The organism is Microbacterium natoriense (genome assembly GCF_030816295.1).
In the GTDB taxonomy this organism is placed as follows: domain Bacteria; phylum Actinomycetota; class Actinomycetes; order Actinomycetales; family Microbacteriaceae; genus Microbacterium; species Microbacterium natoriense_A.
The window spans coordinates 3,628,165-3,653,191 of record NZ_JAUSXV010000001.1 but is presented as its reverse complement, the minus strand read 5'-3'; the positions used below and the strand labels follow the sequence as shown (position 1 = coordinate 3,653,191).

Sequence of the window (25,027 nt, the reverse complement as noted above, 5' to 3'; positions counted from 1 at the left end):
GATCACGTCCACTCGCCCAACGCACGGAATCCTGACGCCAGGTTCCCGTGCGTTCGGCGACAAGCAGTGCACTCGGTGAGCGCGCCGACCCCTGGACTCCTCCTGCACAAACGAGGGGAGCAGCGGATCTTCCACATCTTTCGGTGATTCTGCCCTGGTGACGAACGGTGCGGGCGTGGACGAACGCAACATGAGGCGCATGAACGGAACGACGGCTCCGACACTCGAACATCTCGTGCGATCACGGGCGGACCTCCTCCTGAACGGCTGGACGGATCGCAGGATCGCGAATGCCATCCGGGGAGGTGCATTTCATCAGATCCGTCGAGGGTGGTTCATCGCGGCAGACGAGCGCAAGGCGCTGTGGGAAGAGGAGAAGCACCGCGTGCACGTCATCGCGGTGGCGCGCGACTCCCGCGGTCCTGGGGTCATGTCGCACTCATCGGCAGCGGTGCTGTGGCGTCTCCCGCTCTGGGGGATGCGGCTGACCCGGGTCCACATGACGACCGACGCCCCACATCGCATCTCGAGTTCGCCCGATGTGCACCGGCATGTGGCGGCGCTGGGCCCGGATGATGTGAACGTGATCGACGGCATCCGATGCACGAGTCTCGCTCGCACCGTGTTCGATCTGATCCGCGTGGTTCCGGTGGAGGCAGCCGTGGCGGTGGCGGACGCCGCGGAAAGGCAGATGGCCGCGCGCGGATGGGAGTGGGATCTGGATGCCGTCACCTCATGGCGTGGAGGAATGCAGGAGCGTCTCGATGCCGCACCAAGTGCTCGAGGCATCCGGCAGGCTCGCTGGGTCAGCGACTTCGCGGATGGCCGCGCGCAGCTGCCGGGCGAGAGCGTCAGCAGGCTTCAGCTGTTCCGGCTCGGGTTCGAGCCGCCGGAGCTGCAGGTGCCCGTCGACGGACCTGGCGGCTCGCGGTACTTCGTCGACTTCGGGTTGAAGGGCATCAGGGTGTTCGGCGAGTTCGACGGCCAGGGGAAGTACCGTGATGAAGCTCTGCGCTCCGGGAAGCCGCTGGAGCAGGTGCTCCTCGAGGAGAAGCGGCGAGAAGACTGGATACGCGGCACGACCCAGTGGCGCTTCGCACGCTGGGAGGCGCCGCACATCCAGACCGCGCGAGCGCTCGAATCGAGGCTGGCGTCCTTCGGTATCGCGGCACCCTGAGCGCCGGCCGGGGTCGTGAGCGCCGTCCGTCCCCGAGCGCACGCCTTGCCGCCGACTGCACGGCTTCTTCGCGTCAACAAGCCGTGCGGTCGGCGAGTGCACGTGAACTCGACGGGCGGACGGACGGGGCGGGCGGGAGGGCGGCAGCCCGGATTTGGGGACGGGGGAGGCCGTGAGGTACAGTGGATGCAACCGAAGACCGCTGGTCGTCGTCGTGTGCGCAAGCACATGGTGATCGAAGCTCTGCAATGCAGGGGCCCGCGCAGGTGTCACGAACTTTCAGAGCTCCGTGCGCTTGCGCCGGAGCTCTTCTCATTTTCAGAGCGAGTGGTCGAGGCGGCGTCTCACCTCCGTGAGGCGCCTCGTACACACCAAGGAGTGACCATGGCGCAGAAGGATGCATCGGTTGCCGAGCTCACGAAGTCATTCGAGAACTCGTCCGCCGTTCTGCTGACCGAGTACCGCGGTCTGACGGTTGCCCAGCTCAAGGAGCTGCGCAACAGCATCCGTCAGGACGCTGAGTACGCCGTGGTGAAGAACACGCTGACCAAGATCGCCGCCAACAAGGCAGGCATCACCGCGCTGGACGACGACCTCAAGGGTCCGTCGGCCGTCGCGTTCGTGCACGGTGACTTCGTCGCCACTGCCAAGGCTCTTCGTGACTTCGCCAAGGCCAACCCGCTTCTCGTGATCAAGTCCGGCATCTTCGAGGGCAACGCCCTCTCTGCCGACGAGGTCAACAAGTACGCCGCGCTCGAGAGCCGTGAGGTTCTGCTGGCGAAGGCTGCGGGCATGATGAAGGCGACGATGGGCAAGGCTGCCGCCACCATCGACGCTCTTCGCGAAAAGCTGGAGACCGCAGAGGCCGCGTAAGCGACCAGCGTTCTCGTTCTACAAAAACCATCTATCTAGGAGATAAATCATGGCGAAGCTCACCACCGAAGAGCTGCTCGAGCAGTTCGCTGGTCTGACCCTCATCGAGCTCAACGACTTCGTGAAGGCGTTCGAGGAGAAGTTCGAGGTCACCGCTGCTGCCCCCGTCGCCGTCGCCGGTGCCGCTGGTGGCGCAGGCGCTGCCGAGGCCGAGGAGGAGAAGGACTCGTTCGACGTCGTTCTCGAGGCTGCTGGCGAGAAGAAGATCCAGGTCATCAAGGTCGTCCGCGAGCTCACCTCGCTCGGCCTGGGCGAGGCCAAGGGTGTCGTCGACGGCGCTCCCAAGGCTGTCCTGGAGGGCGCCAACAAGGAGACCGCCGAGAAGGCCAAGGCTGCTCTCGAAGAGGCCGGCGCGACGGTTACCCTCAAGTAATCTCGTCTGACGCTTCTGCGAAGGCCCCGGGTTCTCCCGGGGCCTTCGTGCGTTCCGGCAGCGTCAGGGACGAGGTGCGGATGTCGAGTTGCGCACCACGAGAGCGGATGCCGTCACCACCCGCTCGATGCCGGCATCCGGCCTCTCGATCTGCTCCTGCAGAAGTCTCACCGCTTCATGCCCCTGTTCGCGGGGCGACTGCCTGATCGTCGTGAGGCTGAACATCGCCGCATGCTGGTGGTCGTCGATGCCGACGACGCTGAGCTCGGCCGGAACGGAGATGCCCAGCCGGCGTGCGGCGATGGTGGCGCCGATCGCCGCCTCATCGCACACCCCCACGATCGCCGTCGGGCGCCGGCGTCGGTCTCCCAGCAGCTCCACAGCCGCGTCGTATCCTCCGGGCATGGTCGGGCCGGCGTCGATCAGCCGTGCGGCGTCGGCCAGGCCCGCCGCGCGCAGCGCTTCGAGATAACCGTCGGCGCGCCGCGCATCGCCGAAGCTCAGCGACGCCGCATCCGGCGCCCCGCCGATGAACGCGATATCGGTGTGGCCGAGGTCGATGAGGTGCTCCGTGGCGATGCGGGCCGCGGCCGCGTCGTCTATCGAGACGGCGCTCGACCCCTCGCTGTACGGACCCACGCTCACGAGCGGGCGCTCCGATCGCTGCAGGCGCTCGAGCTCGTGAGCGCTGGGTTGGATGCCGACCGCGATGATCCCGTCGAAGCGCCGACGGGGGAGGACGGTGTCGAAGAGCCGATCCCTGGTCGTCGTGCCCTCGCGGATGCCGTACAGCGCGAGTTCGTAGTCGAGGTCGAACAGCGCCTCCTGGATGCCCGCGAGCAGTTCGGAGAAGAACCAGCGGTCGACCGCCGGCATGATCACGCCCACGGTCTGCGTGCGCCCGGTGGCGAGGCTGGTCGCCGAGGAGTGCGCGACATACAGCAGCTCCGTCGCGGCATCCGTCACCCTCTTCCGGGTCGCCTCCGAGACGTATCCGTTACCGCTGAGGGCGCGGCTCGCAGTCGCCTTCGACACGCCTGCGCGTGCCGCGACGTCCGCGATCGTGCTCATCCGGTCCTCCTCGACCTTCTGCGACGTATGCCGTTGGACATCGTAGTGCGCGCGGGCGCAGAAGGGAACCGGTTCCACACCAAAGCCGAGGGAGCGCTCCCAAAGGAACGCGCCCGATCGTGGAAGAGGATGCGAACTTGTGACCCTGAGGCATTGTGCCGGGGGTGGGGCCGCCGGTAGGTTGGCCTGGAATCGGTTCCCGATCGCGTCGCTGAGGGGCGCCGAGACTTGGGGACAGTTACTCGAAGAGGAGGAACCACATGGGTCTGTCACAGCGTTCACGGCGGCTGGTGCCGCTCGCATTCCTGGCAGTCGCGGGTGTCGCGCTGGCGGGTTGTGGGGCACCGGGCGCACCCGGCGGAGGCGGTGGAGACGGCGGTGGCGACTCGAGCACCGTCACCATCTACGGAACGATCGTCGACGACGAGGCGAAGCTCCTCCAGGAGTCCTGGAAGGACTGGGCCGCGGAGAACGACATCACCATCAAGTACGAGGGCAGCCAGGACTTCGAGACGCAGCTCGGCACCCGCGCACAGGGCGGCAACCCGCCCGACATCGCGATCTTCCCGCAGCCGGGTCTACTCGCCGACTTCGCCAGCCGCGACTACCTCAAGCCGGCCCCGGCCGACGTCGAGGCGAACGCGAAGGAGTACTGGACCGAGGACTGGGTGAAGTACGGCACGGTCGACGGGACCTTCTACGGCGCGCCGCTGATGGCGAACGTCAAGGGCTGGATCTGGTACTCGCCGGCGAAGTTCAAGGAGTGGGGCGTCGAGGTTCCGACCACGCTCGACGAGCTGAACGCGCTGACCGCGACGATCCAGTCGAAGACCGGGACCGCACCGTGGTGCGCCGGCTTCGAGTCCGGCACGGCCACCGGCTGGCCGGGCACCGACTGGATCGAGGACTACGTGCTGCGCACCTCGGGCACCGAGGTCTACGACAACTGGGTCGCCGGCGACGTGCCGTTCACCGACCCCGCGATCAAGGGCGCATTCGACTCGGTCGGTCAGATCCTGCTGAACCCGAGCTACGTCAACGCCGGCTTCGGCGACGTGCGCTCGATCAACTCGACCGCGTTCGGCGATGTCGCGCCGAAGGTCGCCGACGGATCGTGCGCGCTGACCCACCAGGCGTCGTTCCTCTCGGGCTTCTACCCGAAGGGCACGAACATCTCCGAGGACGGCGACGTGTGGGCGTTCATGCTTCCGGGCAAGACCGCCGACGAGACGACCGTCACCGGTGGTGGCGAGATCGTCGGAGCGTTCAGCGAGTCCGAGGCCACGCAGAAGGTGCTCGCGTACCTGTCCAGCCCCGAGTGGGCGAACAGCCGCGTCAGCCTGGGCGGTGTGACCAGCGCCAACAACGGTCTCGACCCCGAGAACGCGAAGGACCCGATCCTGCAGGAGACCATCAAGATCCTTCAGGACCCGGACACCACGTTCCGGTTCGACGGCAGCGACCTGATGCCCGGCGCAGTGGGCGCGGGAACCTTCTGGAAGGGCATGGTCGACTGGGTCAACGGCGCGTCGACGGATGACGTGCTCACGCAGATCCAGACCGGCTGGCCCTCCAGCTGATCGAGTGAAGAGGGCCGCCCCGCGGGGCGGCCCTCTTTCTTCCGCGGTCCGCGCAATGCCGCGCGGACCCGATCCTCCGCACTGCGTCATGAAGGGGAATCCGTGACCGCGCAACTGTTCTTCAAATGGATCGGCACACTTCCGCCGATCCTCCAGGCCGTGGCCGTCGTCATCGCTTTCGCGGTGGTCGTGTCCATCATCCTGCTCCTCGTGGACATCGCTCCGCGCAAGGGAGCCCTGTACACCGGCATCCGCCTTGCGATGTGCCTTCTCATCCCGCTCGCGGTGATGTGGTTCTTCCAGTCGTATTACTGGGCGATGGGCGTGGCCGTCCTGGTCGGCGCCGTGTTCTTCTTCCTCGACTACAGGTCCCGCGACGGTGCGGGATATCTGATCCAGCTGGTCGCCTTCATGGCGCCGGCGATGCTGCTGCTGCTCGTCGGCCTGATCCTGCCGTCGATCCAGACGATGTACTCCTCGTTCTGGAACTCGACGGGCAAGGAGTTCGTCGGATTCACGAACTACATCTGGATCTTCACGCAGTCCGACGGCATTACCTCGGTGGTCAACTCGATCATCTGGGTGCTCCTCGTGCCACTCGTCTCGACGCTCGTCGGCCTCGCCTACGCGGTGTTCATCGACAGGACCCGCGGCGAGAAGATCTACAAGGTGCTCGTGTTCATGCCGATGGCGATCTCGTTCGTCGGCGCCGGCATCATCTGGCGCTTCATGTACGAGTACCGCGGCGGCGAGTTCAAGCAGATCGGTCTGCTCAACCAGATCCTCGTGTGGTTCGGCGGCACCCCGCAGCAGTGGCTGCTGAACGAGCCGTGGAACAACCTGTTCCTGATCGTCGTGCTTATCTGGGTGCAGACCGGCTTCGCGATGGTCGTGCTCTCGGCATCCATCAAGGGCGTTCCCATGGAGCTCCTCGAAGCGGCCGAGCTCGACGGAGCGAACGCCTGGGAGAGGTTCTGGTCGGTGACCGTGCCGTCGATCCGTCCTGCGCTGATCGTGGTGCTCACCACCATCTCGATCGCCTCGCTGAAGGTGTTCGACATCGTGCGCACGATGACCGCCGGAAACTACGGCACTAGCGTGCTCGCGAACGAGATGTACACCCAATTCTCCAAGTTCGAGGCGGGGCGCAGCGCGGCGCTGTCGGTGATCCTGTTCATCCTGGTGCTGCCGATCGTCATCTACAACGCCCGGCAGATCAAGAAGCAGCGGGAGATCCGATGATGGCCACAGCGACCACCGATTCGCAGAGCACACGGGCGATCACGACCGGGGGCGGATTCGAGGCCTCCGCAGGGCGCGCCCGCAAGCGGCTCTCGCGCCCCTGGGCATCGATCGCATCGATCATCATCGCGGTGCTGTGGACGATTCCGACCCTCGGGCTGTTCATCTCGTCGTTCCGTCCGAAGGACCAGATCTCCTCCAGCGGCTGGTGGGGAGTTCTTCGCCAACCCGCAGGTGACGCTCGAGAACTACGTCGAGGTGCTGAAATCGGGCACGACGCAGCTGACGATCATCGAGTCGTTCGTGAACTCGATCGCCATCACGATTCCGGCGACGCTGATCCCTCTGATGATCGCCTCGATGGCGGCATACGCCTTCGCATGGATCGACTTCAAGGGCCGCAACGCGCTGTTCATCTTCGTGTTCGCGCTGCAGATCGTGCCGATCCAGATGGCCCTGGTGCCGCTGCTCAGCTCGTTCTCCCGCGGAATCAACCTGTTCGGCCTCCAGATCACGACGCCGCTCGGGGCGTCGCAGGGCTACGCGCAGGTCTGGATCGCGCACTCGATGTTCGCGCTGCCCCTGGCGATCTACCTGCTGCACAACTTCATGTCGGAGATCCCCGGCGAGATCATCGAGGCCGCACGCGTCGACGGCGCATCACGCGGGCAGATCTTCTTCCGGGTCGTGCTGCCGCTGACGATGCCGGCGATCGCATCGGTGGCGATCTTCCAGTTCCTCTGGGTCTGGAACGACCTGCTCGTCGCCCTCGTCTTCGCGGACGGGGCGGCGGCACCGATCACCAAGCTGCTGGCCGAGATCACCGGTACGCGAGGAAACGACTGGTACCTGCTCACCGCCGGCGCCTTCGTGTCGATCATCATTCCGCTGATCGTGTTCTTCTCGCTGCAGCGGTATTTCGTGCGCGGCCTGCTCGCGGGATCGACGAAGGGCTGACCACCGGCGTAACCCTGGATCTCGGGTGGCGGGTGCGGACGTAGTCTGAAAGACATGTCCGATCACGCATTCGCCACCCGAGCCATCCACGCCGGGCAGGCGCCAGACCCCACAACGGGTTCGATCATTCCGCCGATCCACCAGGCCTCCACGCATGTGCAGGACGGCATCGGCGGGTTCCGCAACGGCTTCGAGTACAACCGCGGGGGCAACCCGACGCGGTCGTCGCTCGAGACGCAGCTCGCGGCGCTCGAAGGCGCCGAGAACGCACTGTCGTTCGCCTCGGGGCTCGCGGCCGAAGACGCGCTGCTGCGCGGCATCCTGAAGCCCGGCGACCATGTCGTGATCGGCAACGACGCCTACGGCGGCACCTACCGTCTCCTCACCCGGGTGTTCGCACCGTGGGGAGTCGCGACGACGACCGTGGAGATGTCGGATGCCGACGCGCTGCGCGCGGCGATCCGGCCCGAGACGAAGATCGTCTGGGTCGAGACCCCGAGCAACCCGCTTCTGAAGATCGTCGACATCGCGGCCATCGCCGAGATCGTCCAGGCCGCCGGGGCCGTGCTCGTGGTCGACAACACCTTCGCCTCGCCGGCGCTGCAGCAGCCGCTCGCGCTGGGCGCCGATCTCATCGTGCACTCGACGACGAAGTACCTCGGCGGACACTCCGACGTGCTCGGCGGCGCCGTGGTGTTCGGCGACGACAGTCTGTACGAGCAGGTCAAGTTCCAGCAGTTCGCGGTGGGCGCCGTGTCGGCGCCCATGGACGCATGGCTCACGACCCGTGGCATCAAGACTCTCGCGGTACGGGTGCGCCAGCACTCCGCGAACGCACAGGCGATCGCCGAGTGGGCCGAGGGGCGCCCGGAGTTCGAGCGCGTCTACTATCCGGGGCTCGCCTCACACCCCGGTCACGAGATCGCCGCCCGCCAGATGAGCGGATTCGGCGGGATGCTCTCGCTCGCTCTGGCCGGAGGAGCGGATGCCGCGCGCGGTTTCGCGGAGTCGACCGAGCTGTTCCAGCTCGCCGAGTCGCTCGGGGGAGTGGAGTCGCTCATCGGCTACCCCTCTGACATGACGCACGCCTCGGTGCGCGGCACCGAACTCGCCGTGCCCGAGAACGTCGTGCGCCTCTCGGTCGGCATCGAAGACGTCGACGATCTGATCGCCGACGTCGAGCAGGGACTCGCGAAGATCACGCGCTGAGCTGCGCCGATACGGATGTCGGCCGAGAATACGGATGTCGGTCGGCATCCGTCATCTCGGCCGACATCTGTCTTCTGAGCCGACATCTGTCAGACCGGCGCATGTGAGGTCGTACGATCGCGGTAACATGGATGCTTCAGTCGAATCGATTCGACGGCATCCGCTCCTCTTCTGAAAGCTCTTTGTGTCTGACGCGCCCACGACCGATCCCCTCCTGACCGTTCCCGAACGCACTGCCACCGGCAGCATCCGCGTGCCCTCGGCGACCGGCGCGATCCGCACTCTCGGCTCGAACCCCGCGACCGCGCCGATCATGCTGCACCCCGGCGACTCGATCTCGAACGGGCGCCGCATCCTCTACATCGTGCTGCTGGGCGCGCTCACAGCTCTCGGCCCGTTCACGATCGACCTCTACCTTCCGGCGTTCCCGGTGCTCGAGAAGGACTTCGACACCTCGGCGGCGGCGATCCAGCTGACCCTGACCGGAACCATGATCGGCTTCGCCCTCGGCCAGCTCGTCGTGGGCCCCTTGAGCGACAAGGTCGGGCGGCGCATTCCGCTCATCGTCGTGACGGCCCTGCACGTCCTGGCGAGCGTTGCAGCCGCCCTCGCGCCGACGCTGCCGCTGCTCAGCGGAGCACGCGTGCTCATGGGCGTCGGCGCCGCAGCCGGCGGTGTCGTGGCGATGGCCGTCGTCCGCGATCTCTTCGGCGGCCGCCGGCTGGTCGTGATGCTCTCGCGCCTCGCCCTGGTCTCCGGCGTCGCGCCGGTGGCGGCGCCGCTGATCGGCTCGTGGCTGCTGACGCTCATGCCGTGGCGAGGGATCTTCGTGTTCCTCGCCGTCTACGGCGTGATCATGCTGATCTCGACGATCGTGTTCATCCCCGAGACCCTCCCCGCCGCTCGACGGCAGGACAAGGGCGGGGCCACGGTCCTGCAGCGGTACCGCTCGGTGTTCTCGGATCGCGTCTTCATCGGCGTGCTGATCATCGGCGGCATGACCTTCTCCGGACTGTTCTCGTACTTGTCGGCCTCGCCGTTCCTGTTCCAGCAGACGCACGGACTCGACGCCCAGCAGTACGGCCTGCTGTTCGCCGTGAACTCCCTCGGCGTCGTCACCGGCGTGCAGTTCGCCTCGCGGCTCGCGGCGCGCTTCGGCCCGCAATGGGTCATGGCCTACTCGACCGCCGTCCTGCTGCTCGCGGGCGTCGCCATCATCGTCACCGATCAGCTGGGCCTCGGACTGTGGGGCACCGTCATCCCGCTGTTCGTGTTCATGACGGCGTGCGGCTTCACGTTCCCCAACGTGCAGGTGCTCGCCCTCGACCGCCACGGCAAAGCGGCGGGCACCGCGGCCTCCGTCATCGGAGCGACGAACTTCGGCGTCGCCGGCCTCATCTCGCCCGTGGTCGGCTGGATCTCGAAGGGCGCCGGTATCACCGCGACCACCATGGCCTCGGTCATGGTGGGCTGTGCCGTGATCGGCCTGCTGTCCCTGTGGCTGATCGTGCGTCCGCGCACGGTCGGCATGCTCGCACCCTGAAATAGGGAGAATGGAGCGATGAGACGACGGATGCTATGGGGCTGGGGGGCCGGTCTGCTCACCGCCTCGGTGGTGCTGGGCGCGTTGATCGTGTTCGGCTTCTCCGAGCCGCCCGCCTTCGACGCATGGTGGAACGAGTTCGTGTCCGCCCATCGCGCTGACGCCATGGTGCACTTCGCCCTGGTGCTCAATGCGATCGGAGGCGGATGGATCGCGATCCTCGGGGTTCCTCTGCTCGCCATCACGATTCTGCTCCTCGCCGGGCGCTGGCGCGCGGCCGTGTTCGCGGCGATCTGCTTCGCGGCCAGCGCAGGGGCCGTGCAGATCCTCAAGCACCTGTTCGGCCGCGCGCGTCCTGACGACATGATCGTGGTGAGCGATTTCGGATCATTCCCCTCGGGGCATACAGCGAACGCTGCGACGATCGCCCTCGTCGTCTGGGTCCTGTTCCCCCGGGTGTGGACGGCCGTCGCCGGTGCCGTGTGGATCATCGCGATGGCCCTGTCGCGCACGTTCTTGTCGGTGCACTGGGCCACAGACACTCTCGGGGGTGCACTCGTCGGCTCGGCCGTGGTGCTGCTCCTGGCCGCCGGCATGCTGCCGTGGGTGCGCGGCATCCGTACTTCGTCACAGCCCCGAGGAGCTTGAGATGCCGATCATCCGTCCCTATCGCCCGAGTGATCGAGCCGCCATGTACGAGATCTGTCTCAAGACGGCCGATGCCGGAGAGGATGCCACCGGCATCCTCTCCGACGACTCCTTGTGGGGGGATCTCTTCGCGGTGCCGTACGTCGAACGCCACCCCGATCTCGCGTGGATCGTCGAGGCCGACGACGGACGGGCGATCGGCTACATCGTCGCGACGGAGGACACCGACGCGTTCTACACGTGGTTCCGCGACGAGTGGTGGCCCGCATTCCACGCGCGATATCCACGGCCGGCCGAGGCCCGCACGCGCGAGGAGCGCATGATCGAGTACGGCTACACCCGCGGTCCCGGAGCGGATCAGAACACGGCGGCCTATCCGGCGCACCTGCATATCGATCTGCTCCCGGAGACGCAGGGTCAGGGGCTCGGGCGCCGGCTGATCGAGACGTTGTTCGCCGAGCTCGAGCGACGGGGAGTGCCAGGGCTGCACCTCGGCATGGATCCCGACAACACGGGGGCCGCGGCCTTCTACGAGCGGTTGGGAATGGTGGAGCTGCCAACGGCGCCGGGCGGAAAGAGCTACGGTGTCGCGTTCGGCTGATCTGCCGGCGTCCATTGCGGACCCGAACTCGCGGGCCGGGTTTGACCGTTGCCGTGCTGCGCGGCGATCATGAACATCAACGCGCCGATGGAGGCGCACGGGTGAGGAGCGGGATATGCAGCGTGGGTCGAACCTCCCTGCTGTCGGCGTCTACAACCAGGCGCTCGTCTTCGACCTCATTCGCCGGTCCGAGGAAGGGCTCAGCCGCAGCGAACTCGCCGAACGCACGGGCCTGTCGACGCAGACGCTCAGCAATGTCACGCGCCGACTCGCCAACGAGGGGCTGATCGAGGAGACCGGCAAGGTCATCTCCGGGCCCGGAAAGCCCCGGACGCTCCTCGCGCTGCGGTCGGATTCGCGCTACGCGGTCGGCGTGCATCTCGATCCGGCCGTCGACACCGTGGTGGTGGTGGATGCCGCCGGCGCTGTGGTCGCTCGGACCGAGCAGACCCCCGGGGGCGCCGATGCGTCGCCGGATGAACTGGTGGGCCGTCTGGGAGACAGCGTCCGACAACTCATCGTCGAGGCGCGCCTTCCCGCCGAGCGCGTGCTCGGGATCGGTGTGGCGGCACCGGGGCCGTTCGACCGTGACGCGGGTCGCCTGCTGAATCCGCCGCTCCTGCCCGCCTGGCACAACGTGTCGGTGCGCAAGGAGCTGGAAAGGGTCAGCGGGCTGCCGACGCTGCTCGAGAAAGACGTCGTGGCGACCGTCGTCGGGGAGCAGTGGTTCGATGCAGGGCAAGAGCTCGCCGACGCGATGTTCCTCTACTACGGCGCCGGACTCGGGCTCGGGCTCTCCGTCTCGGGGGCGCCGGTGCACGGCAGGACTGGCAACGCCGGCAATATCGCGCACATCGTCGTCGACCCCGAGGGGCCGGTCTGCACCTGCGGATCGCGCGGCTGCATCGGAGTGATCATGGAACCGCGGATGCTCCTTGCCCAGGCGGAGCGGGCGACTCCGCCGAGCGACATGGGAGATGCGCGGAGGCAGCTCGAGCTGCTGTCGTCCTTGGCCGCCGCCGGCGACGGGGGAGTGCTTGCGGCCTTGGAGCGCGCAGGGAGGCATCTCGCGACGGCGATCGTCGAGGTGAACAACCTCCTCGATCTCGGCATCGTCGTCCTGGGGGGTCCCGCGTGGTCGAGGCTCGGTGAGCGGCTTTTCCCAGTGCTGGACCACTGGGTGCACACCACCGCGGTGAGCACCTCCACGGAGCCCGTGCTTCTGCGCCCTTCGCAGATCGGCGCGGACTCCGCCGCTGTGGGGGCCGCCTGCCTCGTACTCGATGACGCGCTCACCGCGCGGGCGTCGCGGCTCATGATCAGCCACTGACGGCGGTCTGCCGTCATCGCCGAACGGCATAGCGTTCTGTGACGGAACTGTTATAGGGTCGTATCGACCTATTTATCCCATTTGATAGGATTATCCGTCTGAGGGCCTCAACAGCGAGGTCCGCATGCAAAGGAGCAAAGCAGATGCGAACGAAGCCACTCGCCGCCATCGGCGCGATCGCCGTCGGCGCGGTCGTCCTCTCGGGATGCAGCGCGTCCGGGGACGCGGAGACGTCCGACAGCGGAGACCGCACCATCACGGTCGCCTATCAGATGACGTCCGCGTTCCACCAGCTCGACGACCTCTTCCAGAAGGTCAAACCCGAGTTCGAGGCCGCCAACCCCGGTGTGACGGTGAAGCTCCAGCCGATCGAGTCCGAGGACGAGTACTTCACGAAGCTCGCCCTGATGAACGGTTCGCCCGACACCGCACCCGACGTGATCTACGAGGACACGTTCCAGCTGCGCTCCGACGCCGCCGCCGGCTATCTGCTCCCGATCGACGACTACCTCGCCGACTGGGACGACTGGGACCAGTTCTACGACGCCGCCAAGGAGGCGGGGCTCGGTGGAGACGGCAGCACCTACGGCGTCTCGATGGGCACCGACACCCGCGCGATCTATTACAACAAGGAGATCTTCGCCGCGGCAGGACTCCCCGCAGACTGGCAGCCCACCTCGTGGCAGGACATCCTCGACGCCGCCGAAGCGGTGAAGGCGTACAACGCCGACCTGATCCCGCTGAACATCTACGGCAGCAAGAGCGCCGGTGAGCAGACGTCGATGCAGGGGCTCGAGATGCTGCTCTACGGCACCGAGTCCACCCTGTACGACGCCGACTCCGACAAGTGGGCCGTGGGCTCCAAGGGCCTTACAGACGCTTTCGGCTTCTACGACACGCTCTACAAGAACGATCTGGCGACTCCGCTCGATCTCGCCCTCGACGCGACCATCGGCAGTCGCGTCTCCACCGAGCTGCTGCCCGAGGGGAAGCTCGCCATGGCGATCGACGGATCGTGGCTGCCCGGCGGCTGGATCAGCGGCGACGGCGCCTGGGACGGCTGGGAGGACAAGATCGGTCTCGCCAAGATGCCGACGCAGGACGGCGGCGACCCCGGCTACACGTCGATGTCCGGGGGCTGGACTCTCGCGGTCGGCTCTCAGACGAAGCATCCGCAGACGTCCTTCGACTTCATCGCGATGGCGCTGAACCAGGAGAACTCCCTCAAGTACGACACGGAGAACAGTCAGATCGCCGTCCGGGAGGACGTCGCGACCGACGACGCGTACCTCTCGTACAACCCGACGTTCGCGTTCTTCTCCGACCTCGTGAAGTACACGCATTTCCGTCCGACCACACCGGACTACTCGCAGATCACCAGCGCGCTTCAGCAGGCGACCGAATCGGTGATCACCGGAGAAGCCACACCCGAGGACGCGGCGAAGACCTACGACGATGCGCTCACCCAGATCGTCGGCACGGACAAGGTCGAGTAGGAAACCCGCAGTGACCTCCGCCTCCGCAACGCGCAGCCCGGTCCCGGTGCATACCGGGCCCGGGCGGCGCGCCCGCTTCCGCGACCTGATGCGCTCCGTCCCGCTGCTGCCCGCCGTGGTGCTGCTGGTCGTGTTCCTGCTCGGGCCGATCATCTATGCGATCTGGGGCTCGCTGACCAACCGAGCCCTCACGGGCTATCGGGCGGCGAAGCCCGAGTTCGTCGGACTCGAGAACTACTTCTCGCTGTTCACCGACCCGAATTTCTGGACGGCGCTGGTTCTCACGGTCGTCTTCGTGCTGTTCTCCGCGATCATCGGTCAGAACGTGCTGGGCCTCGGCGTCGCCGCGCTCATGCGCATCGGCTCGAAGTCGGTCAACAGCGTCGTCGGCGCGCTCGTCGTCGTCGCCTGGGTGATGCCCGAGATCGTCGCCGCTTTCGCCCTCTACGCCTACTTCTCGAAGGACGGGACGCTCAACGCGCTGCTGGAGGCCGTCGGTATCCCTGCGGTGAGCTGGCTCATCGAGTACCCGATGTTCGCCGTCATCCTCGCCAACGTCTGGCGGGGCACAGCCTTCTCGATGCTCGTCTACGGAGCCGCTCTCAACGAGGTGCCGCCCGAGGTAATGGAGGCCGCGCAGATCGACGGCGCGAACGCCGCCCAGCGCTTCTTCCTCATCACCATCCCGATGATCCGCCGCTCGATCTCGACGAACCTGATGCTCACCACCTTGCAGACGCTCGGGACCTTCGGTCTCATCTGGGTGATGACCAAGGGAGGGCCGGGCGTATCGAGTTCGACCCTTCCCGTCCTCGCCTATCAGGAGGCGTTCCAGTACTCCCAGATCGGCTACGGCACGGCGATCGCCGCGGTGACTCTCGTGCTCGGCGCGATCTTCGCGATCTTCTACATCCGCATCCTCAAGCCGGAGGTCGACTGATGACCGCCACTGAAGCACTCGTCCGCCCCGTCGTCGGGCGCGGCCAGCGGATCTCCGTCGCCTCTCCCGCGAAGCGCCGCTCGACGTGGCTCGCCAACACCGTCCTGATCGTGATCGGGATCGTGTTCCTCGTGCCGATCGCGTGGATCGTGTTCTCTGCGGTGTCCCCGTCGGCCACGGTGTCGATCTCGGTGCCGGAGAGCCTCACCTTCGACAACTTCGTCTCGGTGTTCGACTGGTCCATGACGCTGCTGCCGCTGTGGAACTCGGCGCTGATCTCGTTCGGCACGGCCCTCATCACCGTCGTCGTCGGCGTGCTCGCCGCGTATCCGCTCTCGCGGCACAACTCGCGCTTCCAGCGCGGCTTCATGTACTCGGTCCTGTTCGGCTCGTGCCTGCCGATCACGGCCATGATGGTGCCGGTGTACGCACTCTTCGTGCAGTTGAAGATGCTCGACTCGCAGGTCAGCGTGATCCTCTTCATGGCCGCGACGTCGTTGCCCATGGCGATCTGGATGCTGAAGAACTTCATGGACTCGGTGCCGGTCTCGCTCGAGGAGGCCGCATGGGTCGACGGAGCCTCCGCCATGCGGGCGCTGTGGACCATCGTCCTGCCGCTCATGCGCCCCGGCATCAGCGTCGTCTTCATCTTCGTGTTCACACAGGCGTGGGGGAACTTCTTCGTCCCGTTCGTCCTGCTGTTCAGCTCGGAGAAGATGCCGGCGGCCGTCGCGATCTTCACGTTCTTCGGCAACCACGGCGCCGTCGCCTACGGGCAGCTCGCCGCGTTCGCCACCTTGTACTCCGTGCCGATCCTCGTCCTGTACCTGCTCGTGCAGCGCCTCTCCGGCAGCAGCTTCGCGCTGGCCGGCGGCGTCAAGGGCTGATCCTCACCTCCGCGCACAACCCCACGATCCAGAAAGCACCACACATGCACGACCGCACCGCGCTCATCGAGATGCGCATCGACCGATTCATCCGCGAGCGCCTCCGTCCGGCGCGTCACCGGCTGAGCCACCCGCTCGAGGTTCGCGCCTGGGAGGTGCCGGGGGAGCCGGTGCCCTTCGCCGATGCACTCCGGGCTGACTACGCGCCCACCGCAGTCGGAGCCCCGTGGGGGCGCCCCTGGGGTACGACCTGGTTCCGTGTCAGCGGGGAGATCCCGACCGAGTGGCGCACGGCATCCGGCGATCTTCCCGACGGCACCCGGGCAGAGCTCGTCGTGGACCTCGGCTTCACGGCCGGACAGAGCGGCTTCCAGGCCGAGGCTCTCGTCTGGGGTCTCGACGGGAATCCGATCAAGGGCATCTCGCCGTTCAACAACACGGTGGCCGCGGCGGTCCAGCCGGACGGCCGCATCGACGTGCTGCTCGAGGCGGCCTCCAACCCCGACGTGGGCAGCATCTTCACGTTCGACCCCACCGACCTCGGCGACCCCGAGACCGCCGGTGTCGATCCGGTCTACGTGCTCCGCGTCGTCGATGTGGCCCTGCGCGACCTGACCGTCGAGTCCCTGCTCGACGACACCGTGATCCTGCGCGGACTCGTGGCCGAACTGGATGCCTCGTCTCCACGACGGGCGGAGATCGTGCAGGCGCTGGATCGGATGATCGACCTCGTCGACCCGCATGACGTCGCGGGCACGGCGGCAGAGGGTCGCGAGGCGCTGCGGGCGGTGCTGGCGAGCCCAGCACATGCGAGCGCACATGTGCTGCATGCCGTCGGTCACGCGCATATCGACTCGGCCTGGCTGTGGCCTGTGCGCGAGACGGCCCGCAAGGTGTCGCGGACCTTCTCGAACGTGCTCTCGCTGATGGACGAGAACCCCGACGTCGTGTTCGCCAGTTCGTCAGCGCAGCAGTTCGCCTGGATCAAGGAGCGCTACCCGGAGATCTGGGAGCGTCTGGTCGAGCGCGTGCGCGAAGGACGCTTCGTTCCGGTCGGCGGCATGTGGGTCGAGTCGGACACGAACATGGTGGGCTCCGAAGCCCTCGCTCGTCAGCTCGTCGAGGGGAAGGGGTTCTTCCTCCGAGAGTTCGGGATCGACACCCCTGAGGTCTGGCTGCCCGACTCCTTCGGGTACAGCGGTGCTCTTCCGCAGATCATCAAGGCCTCAGGATCGAAGTGGTTCCTCACCCAGAAGATCTCCTGGAATGAGACGAACCGGATGCCGCACCACACGTTCCTCTGGGAGGGACTCGACGGCACGCGCGTGTTCACGCACTTCCCTCCGGTGGACAAGTACAACTCCGATGCGTCGCAGGCCGATCTCGCGCACGCGCAGCGGAACTTCCAGGACAAGGGACGTGCCCGGCTCTCGCTGCTGCCGTACGGCTACGGCGACGGCGGGGGCGGGCCGACCCGAGAGATGGCTGCGCAGGTCGAGCGCGCGGCGTCGCTGGAAGGATCGCCGATCGCCCGGCACTCCACGCCGCGGGCGTTCTTCGAGCAGGCTGAGACCGAGTACCCGTCGCCCGAGGTGTGGAGCGGTGAGCTGTACCTCGAGTTCCACCGCGGCACCTACACGAGCCAGCTGGGCACCAAGCAGGGCAACCGTCGCAGCGAGCATCTGCTCCGCGAGGCCGAGCTCTGGGCCGCCACGGCGTCGGTCCGAACCGGACGCGCCTACCCGGCCGAGCAGCTCAAGCGCCTCTGGCAGCTCGTGCTCCTCCAGCAGTTCCACGACATCCTGCCGGGGTCGTCGATCGCCTGGGTCCATCAGGATGCCGAACGCAACTACGCGGCGATCGCCGCAGAGCTCGAGCAGATCATCACCGACTCGCTGCTCGCGCTGGTCGGCGAGGGCACGCGCAGCCTCGTGGCCAATGCGGCCCCGCACCGGCATGCCGCGGTCGGCGCCTTGGCGATCGGCGAGGCGGATGCCGTCGCTCCCGTCGAACCGGTCGCCGTGGACGGCGGGTTCGTGCTCGACAACGGGCTCGTGCGCGCGACGATCGACGCGCGGGGTGCGCTGACGTCGATCGTCGACCTGGCGAGCGGCCGCGAGGTCGTGCCCGCAGGGCAGAGCGCCGGTGTCTTCCAGCTGCACCGGGACACCCCGACGCAGTGGGACGCCTGGGACATCGACGAGCACTACCGCCGCAACGTCACCGATCTCCTCGACGTGGACGTCATGGAGGTCGTCGACGGGGCCGTGGTGATCTCGCGCTCATTCGGAGCATCGACGCTGGTGCACAGCATCCGCCTCGATGAGGGGTCGCGGACCTTGAAGCTCGCCGTCGACATCGACTGGCACGAGCGGCAGAAGCTGCTCAAGCTCAGCGTGCCCGTCGACGTGCACACCGATCACGCCGCCTCCGAGATCCAGTTCGGGCACATCGTGCGTCCGACCCACACGAACACCTCGTGGGATGCTGCGCGCTTCGAGACCGTGGCGCATCGGTGGGTCAGAGTGGGGGAGAGCGACTTCGGCGTCGCGGTCACCAACGACTCCACCTACGGCCACGACATCACCCGGCACCCGCGTGAGACGGGCGGCACGTACTCGACCGTGCGGCTCTCGCTCGTCAGGGCGGCGCTGTTCCCCGATCCGCAGCAGGACCAGGGCCGGCACCATCTCGAGGTGGGCATCGTCATCGGCGGCGAGCTCGTCGACGCGATCGCCGAGGGATACCGCACGAACCTCGCGGAGCGCCGCATCGAGGGTGCCGACGATGTGCAGCCTCTCGTCTCGATCGACCACCCGGGCGTTGTGGTCGAGGCGGTCAAGCTCGCCGAAGACGGCAGCGGCGACGTCGTCGTCCGACTGTACGAGGCCCTCGGGCGTCGTGCCGAGGCGACTGTCACCGTGGGCTTCCCGAGCGGTGACGCCAGCGAGGTGGACCTGCTCGAGCGCAAGATCGAACGGGCCGCCCTGACGAGTCAGGATGCCGATGGCATCAGGCTGGCGCTGCGTCCGTTCCAGCTCGTGACGCTGCGACTGCCGCGGGTCTGACACAGCCGAAGGGCCTCCGTCGGCGCGGGGGCCCTTCATCTGTGCAGCGGTGACGGCGGGACTCCGCTCTTCGCTGCGCTCAGGGCTCCCCGAATTCCCCAGCACTCAAAAAACAGATGAAGGGCCCCCGCTGGCGCGGAGACCCTTCATCTGTTTGGCGGTGACGGCGGGACTCCGGTCCTCGCTGCGCTCGGTCCTCCCCGAATCCCACAGCATCAGATAAACGTCAAACGGCCCCCGCTTCGCGAGGGCCGTTTGACGTTTGGCGGTGACGGCGGGATTCGAACCCGCGGTTGCTTGCACAACACACGCTTTCCAAGCGTGCTCCTTCGGCCGCTCGGACACGTCACCAAGGAACAACCTGAACAGTCTATCCGATCGCCCGGGCGTCCTTTGACATGGGCCTAGGCCGCGGGAACCTCATCCAGCGAGAAGTACACGGGCAGGCCGCGCTCGCGGGCGATCTTCACGTCGTTGTCGGCACCCGAGGAGGCGCCGGGAAGTCTGAGTACCGCGTCGCAGTGCTGCAGCAGTCGGGCCGCGACGTCGTACATGACGTCCGACTGCCCGGTCTCGCCCGGTGTCAGGCCGCGCAGCGTCGGCAACGCGACCCACTCGCCGATCATCGGGACATGACCGAGGCGGTGCAGAGGCGCCGCCGCTTCCTCGAGGCGCTCGAGGTTGCGCGCGATCGCGACGGGGTCTCCGCCGGTGCCGGAGCGATAGGGGCCGGCGATGAGAATGAGAAGTGGATTGTTCATGTCGGACACTGTAGCGTTAACCGTGCAACAACATGAAAGAACGGGAAGAAACGAGATGCTGAGCGCGCAACGCAAAGAACACCTCATGGCTCTGCTCGCCGCCGACGGCAGAGTCGTGGCCAAGGCCGTCGCCGCCGACCTCGGCATCTCGGAGGACTCGATACGCCGGGATCTGCGCGAACTCGCCGATGAGGGCCGATGCATCCGCGTGTACGGCGGCGCCCTGCCGATGCCCGCGGCAGACGCGCCCGTCGCCCAGCGACTGGGCATCGCCACCGACAGCAAGGACCGTGTGGCCCGAGCGGCGGTCGCGCTGATCCGGCCGGCATCCACGATCATCCTGGATGCGGGCACGACGACGCTGACCATGGCGCGGATGCTCCCAGACGACGTCACCGTCCTCACGCCGAGCCCTGCTGTCGCGCTCGCCGCGATGGAGAGCTCGAGAGCCCGAGTGATCATGATCGGCGGCGAGCTCAGCCGGCACTCGGCGGTCGTCGGAGGAGCCCTCGCGCAGGAATCGATAGCCCGGCTCGCCGCTGACGTCCTCTTCGTCGGCGTCACCGGCATCCACCCCGAGCACGGACTCACCACAGGAGAGCTCGATGATGCGGTCACCAAGCGTGCGCTCGCCGCGCGCAGCGCCGACACCTACGTGCTCGGCAGCGCGGAGAAGATCGGTGCGGTCTCGCGCTTCCCCGTGCTCTCCCTCGACGAGGTCTCCGGCATCATCACCGATCGCGAAGACCGCAACCCGCTCATCTCACAACTGCGCACCGCGTAAAATCCTTGGGTGGCAACACCCAAGATCATCCTCTTCTACGTCTTCACCCCGCTCGCCGATCCCGAGGCGATCCGGCTGTGGCAGCGCGACCTCGGCGAATCGCTCGGGCTCCGCGGGCGTCTGCTCATCTCGAAGGACGGGATCAACGGCACGCTCGGCGGCGATGTGATCACGCTGAAGAAGTGGGTGCGCAAGTTCCGCGGATACGCGCCCTTCAAAGACGCCGACATCAAGTGGAGCGAGGGCACCGGAGTGGATGCCGAGGGCCGCAGCCTCGACTTCCCCAAGCTCAGCGTCAAAGTGCGCGACGAGATCGTGTCGTTCGGCGCACCGGGTGAACTGCAGGTCGACGAGAACGGCGTCGTCGGCGGGGGCACCCGGCTGACCCCGGAGGCTCTGCACGAGCTGATCGACGAGCGGGGCGACGAGGTGGTCTTCTTCGACGGCCGCAACGCGCTCGAGGCGCAGATCGGCCGGTTCCGCAACGCGGTGGTGCCCGATACCGAGACCACGCGCGACTTCGTGTCGCTGCTCGATTCCGGGGCCTACGACGACCTCAAAGGCAAGCCCGTCGTGACCTACTGCACCGGAGGGATCCGCTGCGAGGTGCTGTCGAGCCTGATGACCTCCCGGGGGTTCGGCGAGGTGTACCAGCTCGAGGGCGGCATCGTCCGCTACGGAGAGCAGTACGGCGACGACGGCCTGTGGGAGGGATCGCTGTACGTCTTCGACAAGCGCCGCTCGATGGACTTCTCCGACCATGCCGCCGTCATCGGGGTGTGCGCGGGATGCGGCGCGGCGACGAAACGCACGGCCAACTGCCCCGATCCTTCGTGCCAGACTCAGGCCGTCGTATGCGAGTCCTGCGAGGCCGTGCGCTGCACCGCGCACGCCGCCTGACCACCGGGCACGCCGGCCTGACCACAGCGACAGGAGTCAGGCCAGCAGAGGAGCGTCACCGGCGCGTCCGGCGACGAGTGACCTCGGCATCAGCAGCGCTCTGACTCGCGCGGGCCGGTCGACGCTCGCGCGCAGACGATGCAGCACGTCTCCGAGCGCCGGCGCGAGATCGGCCGGCTCGGCCGATCTCGCGTAGCTCGCCCGCTCGACGGCATCCGTCAGCGTCTTCATCGCCTGCACGTCAACGCCGTTCTCCGTCACGAGCCCGCGGGCTCGTCGACGCGGCGAATCGGCATCCGAGACCGCGATCTGCAAGTCGATCAAGGTCGCACGCAGCTCGGTCCAAGCCGCTCCCGCGTCTCCACGGCGCGCTCGTCCGAGCCGCATCGCACGGACCGCGAGGCGGATGAGCATCGGCAGCAGGACGATCAGCAGCACACCGAAGCCGCCGAGGACCACGGGCGTCGGGTCCAGACGCCGCAGTCCGTCGGCACCCGTCGCGCCGCCGCCGGCGTCGTTCCGATCGACCTCGGGAGCCGGGGTCTCCTCGTCGTCGGGCCGTGTGGTCGGCGCGGGCGTGGCCGAGCCTCCTGTTCCTCCGGAGGTCGCGGCGGAAGAGAAGGCCGTCGGCGTGCCCAGCGTCGCGGTCGGTTCGAACGGCACCCACCCGATGCCGGGGAACAGCACCTCGGGCCAGGAGTGCAGCTGATCGCTGGAGACCGAGTAGACGGCCTCGTCTCCGCGCTTCTCCTGCGTGCGTGTGCCGGGCAGATAGCCGACGACGATGCGGGTCTCCATGCCCAGGCTCTGCGCCATGAGCGCGAACGCTCCGGCGAAGTGGACGCAGTAGCCCGAACGCACCTCGAGGAACTTCGCCACGGCCTGCGCCCCGGTGCCGTCGAAGTCCTCCTCGACCGGAGTGTCGAGCGAGTAGATGAACTGCGTGCGGAACCAGCTCTGCATGGCGATCAGCCGGTCGTAGTCCGTCGTCGCCGTGGCCGTGACCTCCGCAGCGGTCTGCGCGATGATCTCGGGTAGCTCGACCTCGTCGTCGGCGGCGGACGTCTCCGCTGCCGACAGTGCCCGGATCTGCTCGAGCGACGGGGTGATGCTCGAGGACGCGACCGTGTAGTCGTTGCCGACGGCATCCGCGTTGCGCGAGACGAGCGTGCGGTTCTCGGGCATCACCATCCACGCGGCCCCCACGCCTTGCACGCTCGTGGCCGGATACGGCACCGGCAGCCACGAGCTCGACATGCGCAGCACCCTGATCGACGTGGTCTGCTCGGCGACCGAGACATCCTCGCCCCATTCCGCAGGGCCGAAGCCGGTGCTGGTCGACTGCAGCTCACCGCGATCGGGTACCCAGGTGCGGCCGTTGAAGTCCGACAGCGTCGTCAGGCGCAGGTAAGGGGCGGTCTTGCCGCTCGTTGCGAGCGTGAGCACCTCGACCGGGTTCGGCTGGCGCAGGTCTTCACCCAGGCGTAACGAGGCGTCGACCGTGACGCCAATGCCGCTGCCAGCCAGCGTCGCCGACACCGGGACGACGGGGGCGACGACGAGAGCGGCCACGACGGCCGCGGCTCCCGCTGCGATGGCGGTGAAGGACGAGTCTCGGCGCGGTGCATCGGGGTGACGGCGGGCCGTGCTGCGGAACAGGAGGAGCACGACGATCGCCAGCAGCACGAACCAGACGACGTTGGCTTCGCCGAGCGTCACGATCATCGGGACCGCGCCCACCACCGCGACGAGCAGACTCGCGAGCACGGCTCCGCGTGTCGCGATGAGCTGATCGAGCAGGATCGTCAGGATCGCGAATCCGGCACCCATCAGGAGGCGGAGCCCCGGAGTGCTGTCGAGGGGCGCCGATCCGAAGACCACCTGCTCCCAGGCCGTCGCGGTGAGCGATTCGAACATCCTCAGGGAGGTGGGCGTGGGCACGAGTCCGAACACGGCGGTGTCGCCGGCGACCAGCAGCGTCACCACGCCGATCGAGGCGAGCACCTGTGCGACGAGGGCCGAGAGCTCGCGGACCCACATGGGTCGGTAGCGCAGCGCTATGCGCATTCCGAAACCCACGAGCGCGACCGTGAGCACGACAGAGAGGACGGTGAACGACCATGTCCCGGGCGAGATCACCGAGGTGTAGGGCCACAGCGCAACGAGAGCGGATGCCGTCGCGAGCACAGCCGGGGCGAAGAACGCCTCGTGGCGCTCGTCATCACCATGCCAGCTCAGGGTGGGCGGCCGTCGGCGCCGTCGCGGTCCACTCGAGCCCAGTGCGACCAGCGCATCGAGCGTCTGTGCGGCCTCTGCAGCCGGCTCGGCGATCGTGTCAGTGCGGGACATCGCCGACTCCGATCCCCTCGGGAGAGGCTTCGGCCCAGGCGTCGGCGACGTCGGCGCCGAGTGTGGCGACGCGCCACCCACGGCGGGCGGCGGCCTGTGCGGCGCCGTCGCCGAGCCCCGTGGCGAACAGCATGGCGGCCGCGGCGCCGGCCGGACGCAGGGTCTCGGCGCCGTCTTCATCGAGGGCTCCCGTGATGTAGACGAGGGGGCCGGGTGGCGTGCCGCCGACGAGCGTGGTGATGTCTCGCGCACCGCCCCGGGGCGACACCATCGCGAGCGCCACGAGCAGCCCTTCGCGGTCGTCTTCGTGTCCACGCAGAGTGCCCAGCGCGTTGCCCGCGCTGTCGATCACGTCGACGCCGTAGCCCTCCTGCACCAGGTGCACGGCGACGGAGGCGCACAGCGACACCGCCGCCTCGAACGCGGGATCCGCGTCGTCGCCGGGATTCTCCCAACGAGGGGAGCTCCGATCCAGGATGACGAGAGCGTCGGGGCTGGACTCCTCTTCCTCCTGCCGGACCATAAGCTGTCCGCGGTGCGCAGTGGCCCGCCAGTGGATGCGGCGCATCGAGTCCCCCGAGACGTAGCGACGCGGGGAGAGGTTGTCGCTGCCCTGCCCGAGTCGGCTCGACGACGTGTGCGCCGTGCCGCCCGAGGCGCCCACCTTGACGGCCAGCGGGGCGAGGGCGAAGACCTCAGGCACGACGGTGATCGTGCGCGTCTCGCCGAAACTCTGCTCGCGCTGCGCGAGGCCGAAAGGATCGACCGTCCGCAGCATCAGAGGGCCGATCGCCCAGACCCCGCGCCGAACGCCCGTGATCGGATAGCTGAGCCGCCCGTCCTCGCCCGGGTATTCGCCCGCCGCATCACCCGACACAGCGTCCGGCAGCACATCGCGCCAGAGACCGTGGGGGACCCGCAGCGCTCGCAGGTCGAATCGCACCGTCACCAGCGAGGTCTCGGACACCGTGAGCAGGTCGGTGGAGATCTGACGCGCGACGCTGCCGCTGCGACGGGGAAGCCGCACGACGAGCAACGCGATCAGCGTGACCGCGACGAGCAGGATGCCCACGTAGACGAGGATCGGCGCGCCGATGAGGTTGGCCGCGATCAGGCAGCCGATGCCCGCGAGCAGCGCACCGGTGCCTCGGAAGGTGAGGGCACGTCGACGTCGCATG

20 protein-coding genes, 1 tRNA gene and 1 pseudogene are annotated in these 25,027 nt (G+C 67.5%); 17 read left to right on the top strand and 5 right to left on the bottom strand.

The annotated features are described in order from the left end of the window. Window positions 1-199: 199 nt before the first annotated feature. From QFZ53_RS17320 to rplL, 3 genes are all read left to right on the top strand, one after another. Complete coding sequence (locus QFZ53_RS17320; RefSeq protein WP_307298512.1) at window positions 200-1,177, top strand: hypothetical protein; 978 nt, start codon at window positions 200-202, stop codon at window positions 1,175-1,177. A gap of 384 nt (window positions 1,178-1,561) precedes the next feature. Then, window positions 1,562-2,050, top strand: a complete 489-nt coding sequence (rplJ, locus tag QFZ53_RS17315; protein WP_045255761.1) for a 50S ribosomal protein L10 — start codon at window positions 1,562-1,564, stop codon at window positions 2,048-2,050. 49 nt (window positions 2,051-2,099) lie between these two features. Continuing rightward, window positions 2,100-2,483 (top strand): 50S ribosomal protein L7/L12, encoded by a 384-nt coding sequence (gene rplL / locus QFZ53_RS17310; RefSeq protein ID WP_292909382.1) that lies wholly within the window; start codon window positions 2,100-2,102, stop codon window positions 2,481-2,483. A gap of 63 nt (window positions 2,484-2,546) precedes the next feature. On the opposite strand, the gene QFZ53_RS17305 is transcribed toward rplL, so the two are convergent. Beyond that, complete coding sequence (locus QFZ53_RS17305; protein ID WP_307298509.1) at window positions 2,547-3,554, bottom strand: LacI family DNA-binding transcriptional regulator; 1,008 nt, start codon at window positions 3,552-3,554, stop codon at window positions 2,547-2,549. Between the two features lie 260 nt (window positions 3,555-3,814). Between QFZ53_RS17305 and QFZ53_RS17300 the strand changes: the two genes are divergently transcribed. From QFZ53_RS17300 to QFZ53_RS17245, 12 genes and pseudogenes are all read left to right on the top strand, one after another. Beyond that, the gene (locus QFZ53_RS17300) at window positions 3,815-5,134 is read left to right on the top strand and encodes an ABC transporter substrate-binding protein (RefSeq protein ID WP_292909379.1); all 1,320 of its coding nucleotides are present in this window, start codon (window positions 3,815-3,817) and stop codon (window positions 5,132-5,134) included. Between the two features lie 102 nt (window positions 5,135-5,236). After that, a complete protein-coding gene (locus QFZ53_RS17295; RefSeq protein ID WP_307298506.1) occupies window positions 5,237-6,376 on the top strand; it encodes a carbohydrate ABC transporter permease in 1,140 nt (379 codons plus the stop codon). Continuing rightward, window positions 6,376-7,333, top strand: a pseudogene (locus tag QFZ53_RS17290) (carbohydrate ABC transporter permease). The gene QFZ53_RS17295 and the pseudogene QFZ53_RS17290 overlap by 1 nt, the downstream one beginning before the upstream one ends. A 54-nt stretch (window positions 7,334-7,387) precedes the next feature. Continuing rightward, window positions 7,388-8,542, top strand: a complete 1,155-nt coding sequence (locus QFZ53_RS17285; protein ID WP_307298504.1) for a cystathionine gamma-synthase — start codon at window positions 7,388-7,390, stop codon at window positions 8,540-8,542. A gap of 184 nt (window positions 8,543-8,726) precedes the next feature. After that, the gene (locus QFZ53_RS17280) at window positions 8,727-10,085 is read left to right on the top strand and encodes a multidrug effflux MFS transporter (protein WP_373426301.1); all 1,359 of its coding nucleotides are present in this window, start codon (window positions 8,727-8,729) and stop codon (window positions 10,083-10,085) included. Window positions 10,086-10,103: 18 nt separating this feature from the next. Next, window positions 10,104-10,733 (top strand): phosphatase PAP2 family protein, encoded by a 630-nt coding sequence (locus tag QFZ53_RS17275; RefSeq protein ID WP_307298502.1) that lies wholly within the window; start codon window positions 10,104-10,106, stop codon window positions 10,731-10,733. Between the two features lies 1 nt (window position 10,734). Beyond that, entirely contained in the window at window positions 10,735-11,334 is a 600-nt protein-coding gene (locus tag QFZ53_RS17270; RefSeq protein WP_307298500.1) for a GNAT family N-acetyltransferase, read from the top strand. 115 nt (window positions 11,335-11,449) lie between these two features. Further along, window positions 11,450-12,664, top strand: a complete 1,215-nt coding sequence (locus QFZ53_RS17265) for an ROK family transcriptional regulator (protein ID WP_307298498.1) — start codon at window positions 11,450-11,452, stop codon at window positions 12,662-12,664. Between the two features lie 143 nt (window positions 12,665-12,807). Beyond that, window positions 12,808-14,160, top strand: coding sequence for an extracellular solute-binding protein (locus QFZ53_RS17260; RefSeq protein ID WP_292910195.1), 1,353 nt, complete (start codon window positions 12,808-12,810; stop codon window positions 14,158-14,160). Window positions 14,161-14,170: 10 nt separating this feature from the next. Then, window positions 14,171-15,100 carry a carbohydrate ABC transporter permease gene (locus tag QFZ53_RS17255; RefSeq protein ID WP_373426300.1) on the top strand — a complete coding sequence of 310 codons (930 nt, stop codon included), beginning with the start codon at window positions 14,171-14,173 and terminating at the stop codon, window positions 15,098-15,100. Continuing rightward, window positions 15,100-15,987 (top strand): carbohydrate ABC transporter permease, encoded by an 888-nt coding sequence (locus tag QFZ53_RS17250; RefSeq protein ID WP_307298496.1) that lies wholly within the window; start codon window positions 15,100-15,102, stop codon window positions 15,985-15,987. The genes QFZ53_RS17255 and QFZ53_RS17250 overlap by 1 nt, the downstream gene beginning before the upstream one ends. Before the next feature lie 44 nt (window positions 15,988-16,031). Beyond that, on the top strand, window positions 16,032-19,055 hold the full coding sequence (locus QFZ53_RS17245; protein WP_307298494.1) for an alpha-mannosidase: 3,024 nt from the start codon (window positions 16,032-16,034) through the stop codon (window positions 19,053-19,055). 263 nt (window positions 19,056-19,318) lie between these two features. Here the strand turns inward: QFZ53_RS17245 and QFZ53_RS17240 are convergent. Then, window positions 19,319-19,406, bottom strand: a tRNA-Ser gene (locus QFZ53_RS17240). 53 nt (window positions 19,407-19,459) lie between these two features. Further along, window positions 19,460-19,816, bottom strand: a complete 357-nt coding sequence (locus QFZ53_RS17235; RefSeq protein WP_307298492.1) for a DUF4406 domain-containing protein — start codon at window positions 19,814-19,816, stop codon at window positions 19,460-19,462. Here QFZ53_RS17235 and QFZ53_RS17230 point away from each other — a divergent pair. Together QFZ53_RS17230 and trhO are read left to right on the top strand one after the other, a co-directional pair. Further along, on the top strand, window positions 19,815-20,600 hold the full coding sequence (locus tag QFZ53_RS17230; protein WP_307298489.1) for a DeoR/GlpR family DNA-binding transcription regulator: 786 nt from the start codon (window positions 19,815-19,817) through the stop codon (window positions 20,598-20,600). The genes QFZ53_RS17235 and QFZ53_RS17230 overlap by 2 nt on opposite strands. Before the next feature lie 9 nt (window positions 20,601-20,609). After that, window positions 20,610-21,500, top strand: coding sequence for an oxygen-dependent tRNA uridine(34) hydroxylase TrhO (gene trhO / locus QFZ53_RS17225; protein WP_307298487.1), 891 nt, complete (start codon window positions 20,610-20,612; stop codon window positions 21,498-21,500). Between the two features lie 36 nt (window positions 21,501-21,536). Here the strand turns inward: trhO and QFZ53_RS17220 are convergent, their stop codons facing one another. Both QFZ53_RS17220 and QFZ53_RS17215 read right to left on the bottom strand, forming a co-directional pair. Continuing rightward, window positions 21,537-23,849, bottom strand: coding sequence for a transglutaminase family protein (locus tag QFZ53_RS17220; protein ID WP_307298485.1), 2,313 nt, complete (start codon window positions 23,847-23,849; stop codon window positions 21,537-21,539). Then, a complete protein-coding gene (locus QFZ53_RS17215) occupies window positions 23,836-25,026 on the bottom strand; it encodes a DUF58 domain-containing protein (RefSeq protein WP_307298483.1) in 1,191 nt (396 codons plus the stop codon). Before QFZ53_RS17215 ends, QFZ53_RS17220 begins: the two co-directional genes overlap by 14 nt. Window position 25,027 lies beyond the last annotated feature (1 nt).